Below are 14,395 nucleotides of genomic sequence, written 5' to 3'. Positions count from 1 at the left end.
ACCACTCGCGAAGGAGTTTTCAATGACCAACCCCCCGCACCGCGTAGCCATCCTGGGTGGCGACCGCATTCCCTTTGCTCGCTCCAATAAGCAGTACGCTCATGCGTCCAACCAGGACATGCTTACCAGTGCGCTGGATGGCCTCGTGGCACGCTACGGGTTGCACGATGAACGCCTAGGCCTCGTGGCAGCCGGCGCAGTTCTCAAGCACTCCCGCGATTTCAACCTCACCCGCGAATCCGTACTCGGCTCCGCCCTCGATTCCACGACGCCAGCTATCGATATGCAGCAGGCCTGCTGCACTTCCCTTGCGGCAGCCATCCACGTCGGCGATGCCATCGCCCAAGGACGCATCTCCGCCGGCATCGCAGGAGGAACGGACACCACCTCAGACGCCCCGCTGGCTGTCAATGACACGCTGCGACGCACACTGCTCAACCTCACCCGTGCCAAGACCGCCGCACAGCGCGCACAGCTCGTCGGCTCCATCCGCCCATCGCAGCTGGCTCCGGAGCAGCCGCAGAATGGCGAACCCCGCACTGGGCTCTCCATGGGTGACCACGCCGCCATCACCGCCCGCGAGATGAACGTCAGCCGCGAAGCCCAGGACGAGCTGGCACTCGCCTCCCACCAGAACCTCCACAAGGCCTGGGAGGAGGGCTTCTTCAATGACCTCACCACCGGCTTCCTCGGCGTCAATCGCGATACCAACCTGCGCCCGGACTCCTCCCTGGAGTCCCTAGCCAAGCTGAAGCCAGTCTTTGGTAAACGCGATGCCGAGCAGCACGGCACGCAGGCCACCATGACCGCAGGCAACTCCACGCCGCTGACCGACGGCGCCTCCGTGGCCCTCCTCAGCTCTGAAGAGTGGGCTGCCGAACACAACATCGAACCCCGCGCCTTCCTGGTGGACTCCGAGACCGCGGCCGTCGACTTTGTCCACGGCCCCGACGGCCTACTCATGGCCCCCACCTACGCGGTCCCGCGCCTGCTCGAGCGCAACAACCTAAGCCTGCAGGATTTCGATTTCTACGAGATCCACGAGGCCTTCGCCTCCCAGGTACTCGCCACCCTGTCTGCATGGGAGGACGAGACCTACTGTCGCGAGCGCCTCGGCCTGCAGTCTGCACTCGGCCCCATCGACCGCGCCAAGCTCAATGCCAAGGGCTCTTCTCTAGCAGCCGGTCACCCCTTCGCCGCTACCGGCACCCGCATCCTCGCCACCACGGCCAAGATTCTTGAGGAAAACGGCGGCGGACGCGCCCTCATTTCCATCTGCGCCGCCGGCGGCCAGGGTGTCGCAGCCATCGTCGAGCGTTAAGCACCGCCCTCTCAGAAAGGACCCCCATCATGGCACTCACCAAGTCTTCTTCAGACAAGAAACCCGTCTCCCCAGAGCTCAACAACCAAGCCACCACCGATGCACCCAAGGCGGAGGCCCGCAGCCCGCACCGCCTGCCCACCACCCCCAAGCCTTCCGTTGCCACCGAACTTGCCGCGCTTCTCGACGGCCCCCATGCCGCCTTCCGCCAGGAACTGCGCACCTTCCTCAATGACCCGGAGCTCTTCCCAAAGCCCCACCTGTCCATGGCGGAGCAGCGCCAGCACACCTTTGAGAACCTCTCCAAGGTTCGCGATTTCGGCGGATTCAGCCACGGCCTGCGCAGCGCACACGGCGGCGCCGGCAAACCGAATCTCTCCACCTTCACCCTCGAGGGCCTAGCTTGGGTTGATGGCTCGCTGGCCATCAAGTCCGGTGTGCAGTGGGGCCTGTGGGGTGGCGCGCTAGATCAGCTGGGCACCGAGCGCCACCTCGACTGGATCAACAAGGCCGCCAGCCTGGAGCTTCCGGGCTGTTTCGCCATGACCGAGCGCGGCCACGGCTCCGACGTACAATCCCTAGAGACCACCGCAACCTTCGACCCGGAGACCGATGAGTTCATCATCAACACCCCCTCCGATTCCGCGGTGAAGAACTACATCGGCAACGCCGCCAAGGATGGCCGTGCGGCCGTCGTCTTCACCCAGCTCATTACCCCGGACAGCGATGGCCGCTCCCATGGCGTCCACGCCATCATCGTCCCTATCCGCGATGAAGAAGGCAACGAGCTACCAGGCGTCACCCTGGGCGATCATGGCCACAAGGGTGGTTTGGTGGGTGTGGACAATGGCACCCTGCGCTTCGACAACGTCCGCGTGCCACGCGAGAACCTGCTCAACCGCTTCGCCGATGTCGATGAGAAGGGTAAGTACTCCTCCCCGATCGAGTCCAAGAATGCCCGCTTCTTCACCATGCTGGGCACGCTTATCCGCGGCCGCATCGGTGTATCCGGCGCAGCGGGCGCGGCCACCGAGGCCTCCCTGGACATCGCCATCCGCTACGCCAACTGCCGCCGCCAGTTCGAAGGAGCCACCGGCGCGGAAAAGCGCCTCATCGAGCACCGTCAGCACCGTCGCCGCCTGCTCATTCCGCTGGCCCGTACTTACGCGCTGCACCTGCTCTACAACCAGATTCTGGAACGCTACCAGGAGCAAAACGATCAGCATGAGGCCGGAACGTGGTCGGTGACGGAACCGACCGAAGAGCAGAAGTTCGCCTCCCGCGAGATGGAATCCCTGGCTGCGGCCATCAAGACTGCGCAGACCCAGCACGCCACCCGCACCATCCAGGAATGCCGCGAGGCCTGCGGCGGTGCTGGCTACATGTCGGAGAACCGCTTGACCACCTACCGCGCCGACTCCGATGTCTTCGCCACCTTCGAGGGCGATAACACCGTGCTCATCCAGATGGTGGGCAAGAACCTGCTCACCGCCTATGGCCGCGCGATGAATGACATGAGCCCGTGGGACACCGTAAAATACGCGGCCTCCACCGCCACCGATGTGGTTCGCCGCCGCTACGGCTTTACCACCCGCCTGCAAAGCCTGGTGGACCGCGTGAATCCTTCTGAGGCTTCGCTTTTCGACGCCACCTACCAGGCCAAGCTGATCGACGACCGTGCCCAGTCCATCCTCTTCTCCCTCGTGCGCCGCATCCAGCCAGCCCGCAAGGCCGATAAGGTGCAGGCTGCTGCCATCGTGGACCAGTGCCAGGATCACCTCATCGCCGCCGGCTGGGCCCGTGTGGATACCTTGTTGGTCCAAGCCATGATTGAGGCAGAGGAGCGTCTGGAGGAAGGTTCGCTGGCACGCCAGGTCTTCGAGCAGCTGCGCCACCTCTTTGTCTTCGACACCTTGGTTCAGCACGCGGGCTGGTACCAGGAGCACAACCTGATTCCGGCCGGCCGCATGAAGGCCGCCCGCGCTGCTATCAACGACCTCGTCGATTCGCTCGCACCATGGTCCGTCGTACTCGTGGATGCCTTCGGCGTTCCGCCTGAGGTACACAACATCCCGATGCTCACCGAGGCCGGTGTGGATCCGCTCCACGTCTAGTCACGCCACGCATCTCGAGGGCACTTCCGCCACCTGGCGGGGTGCCCTCCCTGCTTTCGCCCAGTTTTCGGCCACTGTCAGTATCCCGCATCTACCATCCACAGGCATGACCACATCACACTCCATGTTCTCCAGTTCCTTCCCGCCTTCCGAAGACATCTTGGTCTCCGGAACCCTTCGCAACGACATCTCGCTGCATCTGTGCCACGGCCATTCACGCCAGGACATTCACAACGACTTCATCGAGCTTCTCGACGATCCTTCCGAGTGGACCCGCACCCGCAAGGACCCGTTCCCAGAAGATTTCGACGCCATCATCGACGAAGTTGCCGCTGAGTACGCACAGAAGGTCACAGAGAAGTCCGCTGACGCACAGCGCCTCGATGCCCTCCGTGATGAGCTGCAACAGCGCAACCTAGCCTTCAGCTTCGACGAGGGCTGGGACGCCTCCGACGGCGCCGAGTACGGCGCCGAAAAGGCGGAAGAAGACGATGCCACAGGATATGTTTATTGCCACATGCAGGACGTCGACAGGCTGATCCACACCGGAGATCTCTTCTTTGGTTTCGGCACTATGAAAACCGATGCCGAGCTCAGCACACCTGTGGCCGTTGGCGAGCTACTCGTCGAAGCGCTGCGTGCGGTTGGTTTCAACCCCACGTGGGATGGCAACCCTAACGCACGTGTGCTCTGCCAAGGCCTAGTTGTCGAATTTCCCCTCGCGGAGGACCTCACCAACGCCTAATAGACGCTTTCAATAGATCCTTTAAAGCTAGCCCGCAACAACCATCCAGATGGCTACCATGTGCACCACCGCCGCGGCAATCGTCGCGGTGTGAAAGTGCTCGTGGTAGCCATACCAACGTGCGTTGCGACCCGGCCATTTGAAGCCGTACATCAGCGCCCCCACTGAATAGACCACGCCACCCGCAAAAAGCAGCCACACCACGGCCGGCCCTGCGGAGTGCCACAGATTCGGCAACAGAGGCAGGATGAGCCAACCCAGCACGAGATAGACCACCACGTCCAGCCACCGCGGATGATTAATCCACACCAAGTTCAAGACAACCCCCATGGTGGCGCCCACCCACGCAGCAGTCAGCATCCATAGCGCCTGCGTGGGCTCCAGCACGATGGCACACAGCGGCGTGTAGGTCGCCGCGATGAACACCGAAATCGTCGCGTGATCAGCACGCCGCCACCACTGCACAGCACGCATCGATACCCATGGCCAGCGGTGGTACAGCGCCGAGACTGTAAAGAGGCCAACCACGCCGACGCCATACACCGTTACTGCTAACCCCTGCCACCACGGCAGCGTCATCCACGCAAAGGTAATCAACACTGTCGATGCGATCAGGGACGCAAGCGCAGCAAAGAGGTGACCCCAGCCGCGCGTTAATGGGCGCGGGCCGCGGTCCGCCATCCAGTACGTGCGCTGGATGAGCTGCTCTATCGTGCTATTTTCCTGCACAGAGCCTGATTCAACTGGAAATTCTTGCGGGGACGATTTCTGAGCACTGGGTGCGTTCATAGTGGGGGCCTTGCCTTGCCTGAGATGCGGGTCGTGCGCATAACGCATTCACTCCCAAAACTTACGTATCCGTAACTATACGGCCGAGCATTGCGGCAGACAAGGGTGGAGCGAAAGTTTCCTCCAGTTTTTCTTCCAATATTTGCAGCACGAGGGCACTGGCCACGTAAACTACCCACATTATGCTTTCCTTTGTCTCACGCTCTCGCCGCACCGCGGCGCTGTTCGCAGCTACCATGGTGGCGCTGGGAGCGGCGTCGGCAGGCGTCGGCTCCGCCTCTGCACAGTCCAGCACCATCGGCGAGGTTTCCTCGCGCGTGACCAACCCGCAGCCCTGGCTCGGTGACAAGGCCTTCATTACCTCTAAGCGCCACATGGGCGGCAACCACTGGGTGGTGGACGTCTGGTCCCCGGCCAATCATGCGGTGATTTCTAATAACGTCCTGCTCCCTGAGGACGATAAGCCGCGCCCCTCCTTCTACCTGCTGCCCGGCGTGGAGGGCGGCCAGGCCGGCATGAACTGGATGACGCACTCCGATATCCGCCACTGGGCCGTGGGCAAGAACGTCAACGTCGTAATGCCGCTCGGCGGTGCCTACTCTCTCTACACCGATTGGAATGCCGAGGATCCCATCCTGGGGGTCAACAAGTGGAACACCTACATGACCGCTGAGTTGCCCCCGCTGATCGACGCCGAATTCCACGGCACCGGCCGCGATGCCATCGGCGGCATTTCTTCTACTGGCGGCGCCGCACTCGACATCGCCGGCCACGCCCCACAGCGCTACAAAGCCGCAGCCTCCTACTCCGGTTGTCCGGTGCGCTCCGGTGCGATTGGTTTCCCTACCTCCACCGCGATGATTGCCTACGGCGGCGGCTCCTCCTTCAATGCCTGGGGCCTGCCAGGCTCCCCGCAGTGGTTCGAGCACGACCCCAACGCCAACCCCGGACGCCTGCGCGACGTCGAGGTCTTCGTGGGCTCGGCCTCCGGCACCCCGGGCCCCATCGATGGCACCAACAGCCCCGCCCAGTGGCTGGGCCCCCGCGCGGTAGAGATGGTGGCCAACCAGTGCTCGGAGGAATTCACCCGCAACGCCCGCAACGCCGGGGTGCGCGTGAACCGCTACTTCAGCCCCCAGGGTTCGCACACCTTCAACCTCTTCTCCCACCAGATGAAGCTGAGTTGGGACCAGACCATCGCCCGCACTATCGGCGCCTAAGTTTTGACTGGTTGTCGCTTCACTGCAGACGCAAGCCCCCTTCATCACCACGACCACGAAATATACCCACTGCAGGATTTGATTCCACTAACCCTCAGCTAAACAACTAGATCTTCAAGGTTCACGTTTGCCCGAAAAAAGGGATTGACGCATGTCAAGATTCTGCGGTAAAATTTTGGTTAATAGTTCAGCCCGCCCGGTTCCCTTCGGAAACACGGAGTGGGCTGGATCTCTATTTGCGCAGTCTCGCCAACACTGTCATCGTGGCAACACATCCCACCTCTAGATTGGCTTTTCATGTCTTCTACGCTCAAGCCAGCAGCGACCATTGGCGAACACATTCTTCGCCTGCAAAGCCGCGGCATGAAGATCGACAGAGCTTTAGCTGAACAATGGTTTTCACACGTCAGCTACTACCGGCTTTCCGCCTATTGGTATCCGGCTAGACAGTTCACTGAAGACGGAACTAGCCGAATTAGCAGCTTCGTCGATGGTACTGACTTTGCCGACGTCGTCTCCTTATATGAAGCCGATCGGAAACTCCGTACCCTGATTCATGATGGTATGGAGCGAATCGAGGTTGCGATGCGCACCAAGCTCGTCGAGCTACTGTGTACTCGACACCCCAATGATCCTACTTTCTATCTCCGTTCAGACGACTTTCGGCCAAACTTTGACCACGTGTCGTGGCTGAGTACAGCGTACGGTCGGCTTGCGAGAGCGAAGAAGAGCGACGCCGTGAAGCACTACATTGATGAATACGGTGGACAGTATCCCATGTGGGTTGTGGCTGAAGTGCTCGATTTTTCGGACATTTCAAAGCTCTATGCAGGCTTAGGATCCAACGATCAACGGTCAATTTCGGAAGCGCTGAATATAAAGATCAACTTCTCTAGTTTGAATAGGAATCAGAAGCAAAGACTTACGAAGAAACATCCGCTGGCGAGTTGGCTCGAGCAGCTAACTGTCATTCGGAATACATGTGCCCACCATGGAAGGCTGTGGAATCGTTCATTTGCTCCGGCTCCAACTGAGGTTATCCGGAACAATGGAAACCTACACATCCTTCCAGAGAATCAAAGTGAGAAGTTATTCGGCGCTTTGATAATCATGGCGCATTTACTGCGGACTGTGTCTCCTGGAACCACGTGGCCTGAAAAAGTAGTGGCCTTGTTAAATGGACACTTCCTCACCAATCCTCTTGTCGAAAAAGCCAGTATCGGTATTCATGGCAACTGGGATGAAGAAACAATTTAAATGACTCGGAAAAGGAAAAGCCCGGCCGAAGCCGGGCTGATGCAGCGTCAACGCTGCTGAGCGGAACTGCGCGTTTTACTCCACGACGGAGTTCGCGCCGACGGCGTGACCGAAGAGGTCCGGCAGGGTCGCCGCCCAAGCTTCGCGCAACTCGGAAACAGCAACGGACTCGCCGCCCAGCTCCAGCTCACCGTTGTCGGTGGTCTGGCCGACGACGACGGCCGGAACGCCGCACTCCTCGGCGCGCTGCAGCAGCATGTCGACGCGTTCAGCGGTCGTTGCTACCAGCACTCGGGAGGCGGACTCAGAGAAGGCTGCCACGAAGGCGTCCTCGTGGACCTTAGACAGATCCAGGCTCAGGCCCACGCCGCTGCGCTTGGCCATCTCGAATGCGGTGACGGCGAGGCCACCTTCGGAGATGTCGTGTGCAGCGGTCAGGCCTTCGTTGCCCACGAAGAAGTCCGCGAGACACTGCTCGTTGGCCAGGTCCACCTGTGGCGGCAGGCCATTGAGTCCCTTCTCTGACTCGTGACCTTGTTCACGAGCGCTTACCTGCTGCCAGATGGAACCACCGAACTCATCCTTGGTCTCACCCAGCAGAACAAGGACCTCCGGCTCCTCTACGCGTCCAAGCTCGTTGCCGATGGACGTGTGGACGTCGTCGATGACACCCAGGACGCCTACGACGGGCGTCGGCAAGATCGGCTCCTCGCCGGTTTGGTTGTAGAAGGAGACGTTGCCACCGGAGACGGGGATGCCGAGTTCCACGGCGCCGTCGGCAAGCCCGTGCACGGACTCGCGGAACTGCCACATTACGTCCGGGTTCTCCGGGGAGCCGTAGTTGAGGCAGTTGGTGATGGCGACCGGACGGGCACCGGTCACAGCGACGTTGCGGTAGGCCTCCGCCAACGCCAGGCGTGTGCCCATGTTCGGATCCAGCTTGGTGTAGCGCCCAGAAGCATCAGCCGATACCGCGATACCGCGGCCGGTCTCCTCGTCGATGCGCAGCACACCAGCGTTCGCGTGATGGGACTGCACGGTGTTGCCGCGCACGTAGCGGTCATACTGCTCGGTGATGAAATCACGGGAGCACAGCGCCGGGGAGGCCACGAGCTTCTTCAGCGCCACGGTGAGGTCCTGCTTCTCGACGCCCTTGAACTCCTGCAGCGCATCCTGCCACTCCGGGCGGGCGTAGGGGCGGTCGTAGACCGGGGCCTCGTCCGCGATGGTGCCGGCTGGGGCATCCACAACGACCTCGCCTTGATGGCGAATGATGAGGTGCTTGCCAGTGGTAACCTCACCGATCTCGGCGCAGGTGACGTCCCAATGCGCGCAGATCTCCTTGAACTTTTCCACGTTCTCCGGGGTCACCACGGCACACATGCGCTCCTGGGACTCGGAGGCAAGGATCTCCGCGGCGGTCATATCCTTGACGCGCAGCGGGACGTTGTCCAGGTTGATCTCCATGCCGCCATCACCGGCGGCGGCCAGCTCGGAGGTGGCGCACGCCAGGCCCGCGCCGCCCAAGTCCTGGATGCCCACGACGATGCCGGACTTGTACAGCTCCAGGCAGCACTCGATGAGGACCTTCTCCGCGAACGGGTCGCCCACCTGAACGGCCGGCAGCTTGCGCTCCGCGCCATCCTCGAAGGTGTCAGAAGCCAACACGGACACGCCACCGATGCCATCGAGGCCGGTGCGCGAGCCGAAGAGCATGACCTTGTTTCCAGTACCGGAGGCGAAGGCCAATTTCAGGTCCTCCACCTTCAGCGTTCCCACGCACAGCGCGTTAACCAGCGGGTTGCCAGCATAAGACTCATCAAAAACGGTTTCGCCGCCAATGTTGGGCAGGCCCAAGCAGTTGCCGTAGTGCGAAATACCGCCAACCACGCCAGGCAAAACGCGCTTGGTGTCGGGGGCATCCGCCGGGCCGAAGCGCAGCTGGTCCATCACGGCAATCGGGCGAGCGCCCATGGCCATGATGTCGCGGACAATGCCGCCCACGCCGGTGGCAGCACCTTGGTGCGGCTCCACGTAGGACGGGTGGTTGTGGCTTTCCACGCGGAAGGTCACCGCGTTGCCGTCTCCGATATCCACCACGCCGGCGTTCTCACCGATGCCGGCGAGAATCTTGGAGCCCATTTCCTCAGTCATGGTCTCACCGAAGTAGCGCAGGTGCGTCTTGGAGGACTTATAAGAACAGTGCTCCGACCACATCACCGAGTACATGGTCAGCTCGGCGTCGGTGGGGCGGCGGCCCAGGATCTCGCGGATGTGCGCGTACTCGTCATCCTTCAGGCCCAACTCGCGGTAGGGCTGCTCCAGCTCAGGCTGTGCGGCTGCTTGCTCGACGGTGTCGTTGTGTACGGTCATTGTTTCTCCTTATAACCGTCGGCGCGGGTTAAGCGACGACCTTGAGGGCGGACACAAACAAACCCAGACCGTCGGTGGACGGGCCGGTGAGAAGATCGATGGCGTGCTCTGGGTGCGGCATCAGCCCCACCACGTTGCCGGCCTCATTGGTGATGCCGGCGATGCCGTTGATGGAGCCGTTGAAGTTATCGGTATAGCGGAAGACCACGCGGCCCTCGCCCTCCAAGCGTTCCACGGTCTCCGCATCCGCCTGGAAGCGGCCCTCGCCGTGCTTCGCCGGAATCAGGATTCGCTGCCCCTGCTCAAACTCGCTGGTCCAGGAGGTCTGTGCGTTCTCCACCTCGAGGTAGGTATCCACGCAGTGGAAGTGCAGGCCCTGGTTGCGAGTCAGGGCGCCAGGCAGCAAGCCAGCCTCCGTCAAAATCTGGAAACCGTTGCAGATGCCGAGCACCGGCATGCCCTTATTCGCTGCTTCCACCACCGCGCGCATCACCGGGGCCAGCGCCGAAATAGCGCCGGAGCGCAGGTAGTCACCGTAGGAAAAGCCACCGGGAACAACGACGGCGTCCACTCCTCGCAGGTCTTCATCCGCATGCCACAGGGACACGACGTCGGCGCCGGCGGTGCGGGCGGCGCGGGCCGCGTCGACGTCGTCAAGCGTGCCAGGGAAGGTAATAACGCCGATCTTCATTACTGGATGACCTCGTAATCCTCGATCACGGTGTTGGCCAGCAAGGTGGAAGCCACCTTCTCGAGTTCCTCGGCGCTGACCGAATCATCAACTTCAATTTCAAAGCGCTTGCCCTGGCGCACGTCGCTGACACCAGCAACCCCCAGGCGGCCCAGCGCGCGGACGACGGCCTGGCCTTGCGGGTCCAAAATCTCGGCCTTGGGCATGACATTGACAACTACACGAGCCATGAAAATTTTGCCTTACTGTGCGTGAGTATAGGTGCCCCGCCAGTCTATCCCGCCGGCATGAAAGATTCGGAATCTTTGGGGGTGATGAATTCAAACCAAACGGTTGAAGAATTCTTGGGGAATCCCACCTTAACCCCCAGCTCGCCCTCTGCGCTCCGGTATCACGTGCCCCGAAACCCAGGTAGAACGAGATGCGCTGCCCTTTTCTCACCTATCCAAGGAACCTCTCATGCATTTCAAACGCATTGGCTCACTCGCCATCGCCGCCCTTGTCTCTACCTGCATTGTTGTCCCCCAGGCCACTGCCGCTGTGGACGGCTCCAACGCCGTCATCTCTGAGGTCTACGGTGGCGGCGGCAACAAGGGTGCCGCGTTTAACCACGATTTCATCGAGCTTTATAACCCCACCTCGGCTGGCCTCGACCTCACTGGCTGGTCCGTGGAGTACCTGTCCGCCTCCGGCAACTCTGGCGGAAAGCACGAGCTGTCCGGTTCCCTCCCGGCCGCGGGCCACTTCCTCATCCAGGAAGGTGGTGGCGGCACCGGTGAGCCGCTTCCTGCTCCTGATGCAGAGGGGAACCTGAATCTGTCCGGCTCCAAGGGCTCGGTGAAGCTTTACGACGCCTCCGGGGCCGAAGTAGACCTCGTGGGGTACGGGGAGGCGTCGCTCAGCGAGGGCTCCCCTACCTCTTCCTTGAGCAACACCACCTCCGCGCAGCGCGATGACGCCGGCACCGACACCGACGACAACGCCGCCGACTTCAGCACCGCCGCCCCGACTCCTACTTCCTCCGGCGGTGGCGCCACCGCGCCGGAGGACCCACAGCCGGCCGAGCCGGGCGCATCCGTCACCATCCCGGAAATCCAGGGCACCGGCGCGGAGTCCCCGCTCAAGGGACAGAACGTCACCACCCAGGGTGTTGTCACCGCCGTGTGGCAGGGTGAGAAGTCCCTCAACGGCTTCACCATCCAGACCCCGGGCACGGGCGACACCGTACCGGCAGAGGCCTCTGAGGCTGTCTTCGTCTACACCGGCGGCACCGGCTTCTACCCAAAGATTGGGGAATCCGTCGAGGTCACCGGCACCGTTGATGAGTACTACGGCCAGACCCAAATCGCCCTGGCCCAGGGCTCCGTCCTCGACACCGCACTCGATCCCGCCACCCCGCTCGCCATCGACGCCCTACCCGAGGGAGATGAGGAGCGAGAGAAGCTCGAGTCCATGCTGCTCAAGCCGGGCGTGCACACGGTGACCGATAACTACGGCCTCAACCGCTACGGCGAGCTCGGTCTAGCACCGGGCACCGAGGCGCTGCGCCAGCCCACCGATATTGTCTCCCCTGGCACCCAGGAGCAAAAGGACATGGAAGCCTCTAACGCGGCGAAGTACGTCATCTTGGACGACGGTTCCACGCGAGACTTCTCCCGCGATGGTGCATCCACGAAGCTGCCCTACATCATGCAAAATGGCTCGGATGTGAAGACGATTCGCACGACGAACCAGGTGGAGTTCGCGGACTCCGGCGTCATCCTGGGTTACGGCCACGAGCAGTGGCGCTTCCAGCCCACCACGATGATTACGGGTGACTCCGCTACCGCAGATCTGCCAATTACGTGGGACCCGGCCCGTCCGGAGGCCCCGCAGGTGGCTGGCGATTACACCGTGGCGGCGTTTAACGTGCTCAACTTCTTCATCAACCTGGGCGAAGACAACGGCGCGAAATCCTACAATGACCGCTTTGGCAACGGCGTGGGTTCTGACAGCCCCACCTTCCGCGGCGCGTGGTCCGAGTCCGCGTTCAACGACCAGAAGGGCAAGATCCTCACCGCGCTGGAGGGACTCGACGCCGATGTTATCGGCCTGTCGGAGATTGAGAACGCCGCCAACACCGTGGGCGGTTCCTACGACGATGCTGTGAAGTACCTCGTGGGTGAGCTCAACTCCCGTGCGGGGTCTGAAAAGTGGGATTACGTCAAGGCCCCGGCGAACGCGTCAGCCGATACAGACGTCATCCGCACCGCGATCATCTACAAGAAGGACCGCGTCCAGCCAGTAGGTGAGGCCACCTTGCTGGAGGACGAGCGTTTCAAGGGTACCGCCCGCACCCCGCTCGCCGCCGAGTTCATGCCAGTGCAGGACAAGTGCGCTCCTGAGGGCCCCGATTCCTTCGTGGTGGTAACCAACCATTTCAAGTCCAAGGGCTCCGTGGCCAACGGTGACAAGGACACCGGCGATGGTCAGGGCAACAACCCGAACGTGCGCAATGCCCACGCCCAGGCAGTCCTGGATGGTTTGTCCAAGCAGCCGAAGTGGCAGAAGAAGGCCACCTTCGTCATGGGTGACTTAAACGCTTACTCCAAGGAAGACGCCATCTCCGTCTTCCGCAACGCTGGCTACACCATCCCGGTTGAGGAGCTCAACGCCCAAGAGGACTGGCAGGACGTGGCCTCCTACCAGTTCTCCGGCCACCTCGGCTCCCTGGACCACATCCTGGCCAACGAGCACGTCGACGCCCAGGCCGCGCAGACGTGGAACATCAACTCCGACGAGCCGATTGCCATGGAGTACTCCCGCCGCAACTACACCGGCGGCGATGTCTTTGAGGCCAATAACCCCTACCGCTCCTCCGACCACGACCCGGTCAAGGTGGGCTTCAACCTTGCGACGGTGAAACGCTCTGCGGACGAGCTCGAGGGCTGCGGCTCTGCTGAGAATCCGGATCCAGCTCAAGACCAGGATCAGGCTGATGAGTCTCGCAGCATCAAGTCTGTCACCGTCAACGACGAGGGCCACCTCATCATCACCTACACCGACGGCACCACCGAAGACGCCGGCAATGTTGTCGGTGCCGATGGCAAGGATGGTACCGACGGCGAAGACGGCGCTGACGGCAAGCCAGGCAAAGACGGCCGTGGTATTGAGTCCGTGACCACCAACGACAGGGGCGAGGTCATCGTCGCCTACACCGACGGCACAACCGATAATCTCGGTCTCCTTGTCGGACCGAAGGGCGACCAGGGCTCACCGGGTAGCGACGGCAAAGACGGTAAGGACGGAGCCGATGGTCAAGACGGCAAGGATGGCCGTGGTATCGAGTCCGTGACCACTGACGCTGCGGGCAACCTCGTTGTGAAGTACACCGATGGCACTTCCGAAACCATCAAGGTAGACAGCAAGCCCGCCAGCCGAACCGGTTCTTCTACTGGCGAGCGCTGCCTGCCGACTGCCCTCGGTCTCGCCATCCCCGCAGCCCTTGCCATCCCGCTGGCCTTCCTTGGGTTTGCCAATACACAGTTCAACATCCCGGGCTTCGAGCCGGTCCGGAAGCAGATTGAGTCGATGGCCCGCAACATCCCGCGCGAAGCTCAGTACGCTGCCGGTGGTCTCGGCCTGCTGGCTGCGCTTGGCATCATCGGCGCGGCCTGCGTCCCGACCGGGTCTAAATAAAGCACTCTGCTGAGCGTATTTATTCAGTCTCGTTAAGCCCCTCATCTGAGGGGCTTTTCTCCTACCAGCCCGATTACCCCTCTAACCAGGAATTTTCTTCCTCCAGTTGCGGGGTTGCTAGTGCTGTTTTAGTCTCTGTGGCCATGGGGGATATCGAAACCTACCTCCACCTACGCAACTCGGGGATTGCGCTGGTGGAGCATATAC

10 protein-coding genes are annotated in these 14,395 nt (G+C 61.8%); 6 read left to right on the top strand and 4 right to left on the bottom strand.

Annotated features, from left to right (window positions below; all coding sequences use genetic code 11):
* The first annotated feature begins 22 nt into the window (after positions 1-22).
* The 3 genes from HMPREF2781_RS09535 (at position 23) to HMPREF2781_RS09525 (ending at position 4,180) form a co-directional block, all read left to right on the top strand.
* A complete protein-coding gene (locus HMPREF2781_RS09535; RefSeq protein WP_070645636.1) occupies positions 23-1,321 on the top strand; it encodes an acetyl-CoA C-acetyltransferase in 1,299 nt (432 codons plus the stop codon).
* A 29-nt stretch (positions 1,322-1,350) separates the two neighbouring features.
* Positions 1,351-3,435, top strand: coding sequence for an acyl-CoA dehydrogenase family protein (locus HMPREF2781_RS09530; protein WP_070645634.1), 2,085 nt, complete (start codon positions 1,351-1,353; stop codon positions 3,433-3,435).
* A 106-nt stretch (positions 3,436-3,541) separates the two neighbouring features.
* Positions 3,542-4,180 (top strand): DUF6891 domain-containing protein, encoded by a 639-nt coding sequence (locus HMPREF2781_RS09525; RefSeq protein ID WP_070645632.1) that lies wholly within the window; start codon positions 3,542-3,544, stop codon positions 4,178-4,180.
* A 27-nt stretch (positions 4,181-4,207) separates the two neighbouring features.
* On the opposite strand, the gene HMPREF2781_RS09520 is transcribed toward HMPREF2781_RS09525, so the two are convergent.
* Entirely contained in the window at positions 4,208-4,861 is a 654-nt protein-coding gene (locus HMPREF2781_RS09520) for a PAQR family membrane homeostasis protein TrhA (RefSeq protein ID WP_236659413.1), read from the bottom strand.
* Between the two features lie 290 nt (positions 4,862-5,151).
* Between HMPREF2781_RS09520 and HMPREF2781_RS09515 the strand changes: the two genes are divergently transcribed.
* Together HMPREF2781_RS09515 and HMPREF2781_RS09510 are read left to right on the top strand one after the other, a co-directional pair.
* Positions 5,152-6,189: an alpha/beta hydrolase gene (locus tag HMPREF2781_RS09515; RefSeq protein ID WP_070645629.1), complete on the top strand. Its 1,038-nt coding sequence runs from the start codon at positions 5,152-5,154 to the stop codon at positions 6,187-6,189.
* Positions 6,190-6,486: 297 nt separating this feature from the next.
* Positions 6,487-7,446, top strand: coding sequence for an Abi family protein (locus HMPREF2781_RS09510; RefSeq protein WP_070645627.1), 960 nt, complete (start codon positions 6,487-6,489; stop codon positions 7,444-7,446).
* A gap of 75 nt (positions 7,447-7,521) precedes the next feature.
* Here the strand turns inward: HMPREF2781_RS09510 and purL are convergent, their stop codons facing one another.
* From purL to purS, 3 genes are read right to left on the bottom strand one after another with little or no spacing between them, the layout of a single operon-like run.
* On the bottom strand, positions 7,522-9,819 hold the full coding sequence (purL, locus tag HMPREF2781_RS09505) for a phosphoribosylformylglycinamidine synthase subunit PurL (protein ID WP_070645625.1): 2,298 nt from the start codon (positions 9,817-9,819) through the stop codon (positions 7,522-7,524).
* 28 nt (positions 9,820-9,847) lie between these two features.
* Positions 9,848-10,510 carry a phosphoribosylformylglycinamidine synthase subunit PurQ gene (purQ, locus tag HMPREF2781_RS09500; RefSeq protein ID WP_070645623.1) on the bottom strand — a complete coding sequence of 221 codons (663 nt, stop codon included), beginning with the start codon at positions 10,508-10,510 and terminating at the stop codon, positions 9,848-9,850.
* On the bottom strand, positions 10,510-10,740 hold the full coding sequence (gene purS / locus HMPREF2781_RS09495) for a phosphoribosylformylglycinamidine synthase subunit PurS (RefSeq protein ID WP_039676532.1): 231 nt from the start codon (positions 10,738-10,740) through the stop codon (positions 10,510-10,512). Before purS ends, purQ begins: the two co-directional genes overlap by 1 nt.
* 229 nt (positions 10,741-10,969) lie before the next feature.
* Between purS and HMPREF2781_RS09490 the strand changes: the two genes are divergently transcribed.
* Entirely contained in the window at positions 10,970-14,188 is a 3,219-nt protein-coding gene (locus HMPREF2781_RS09490; RefSeq protein WP_246821836.1) for an ExeM/NucH family extracellular endonuclease, read from the top strand.
* The last annotated feature ends 207 nt before the right edge of the window (positions 14,189-14,395 follow it).

Origin of the sequence: Corynebacterium sp. HMSC062A03 (genome assembly GCF_001811145.1) — a bacterium.
Lineage (GTDB): Bacteria > Actinomycetota > Actinomycetes > Mycobacteriales > Mycobacteriaceae > Corynebacterium > Corynebacterium aurimucosum.
This window is presented reverse-complemented; position numbering and strand designations above follow the sequence as displayed.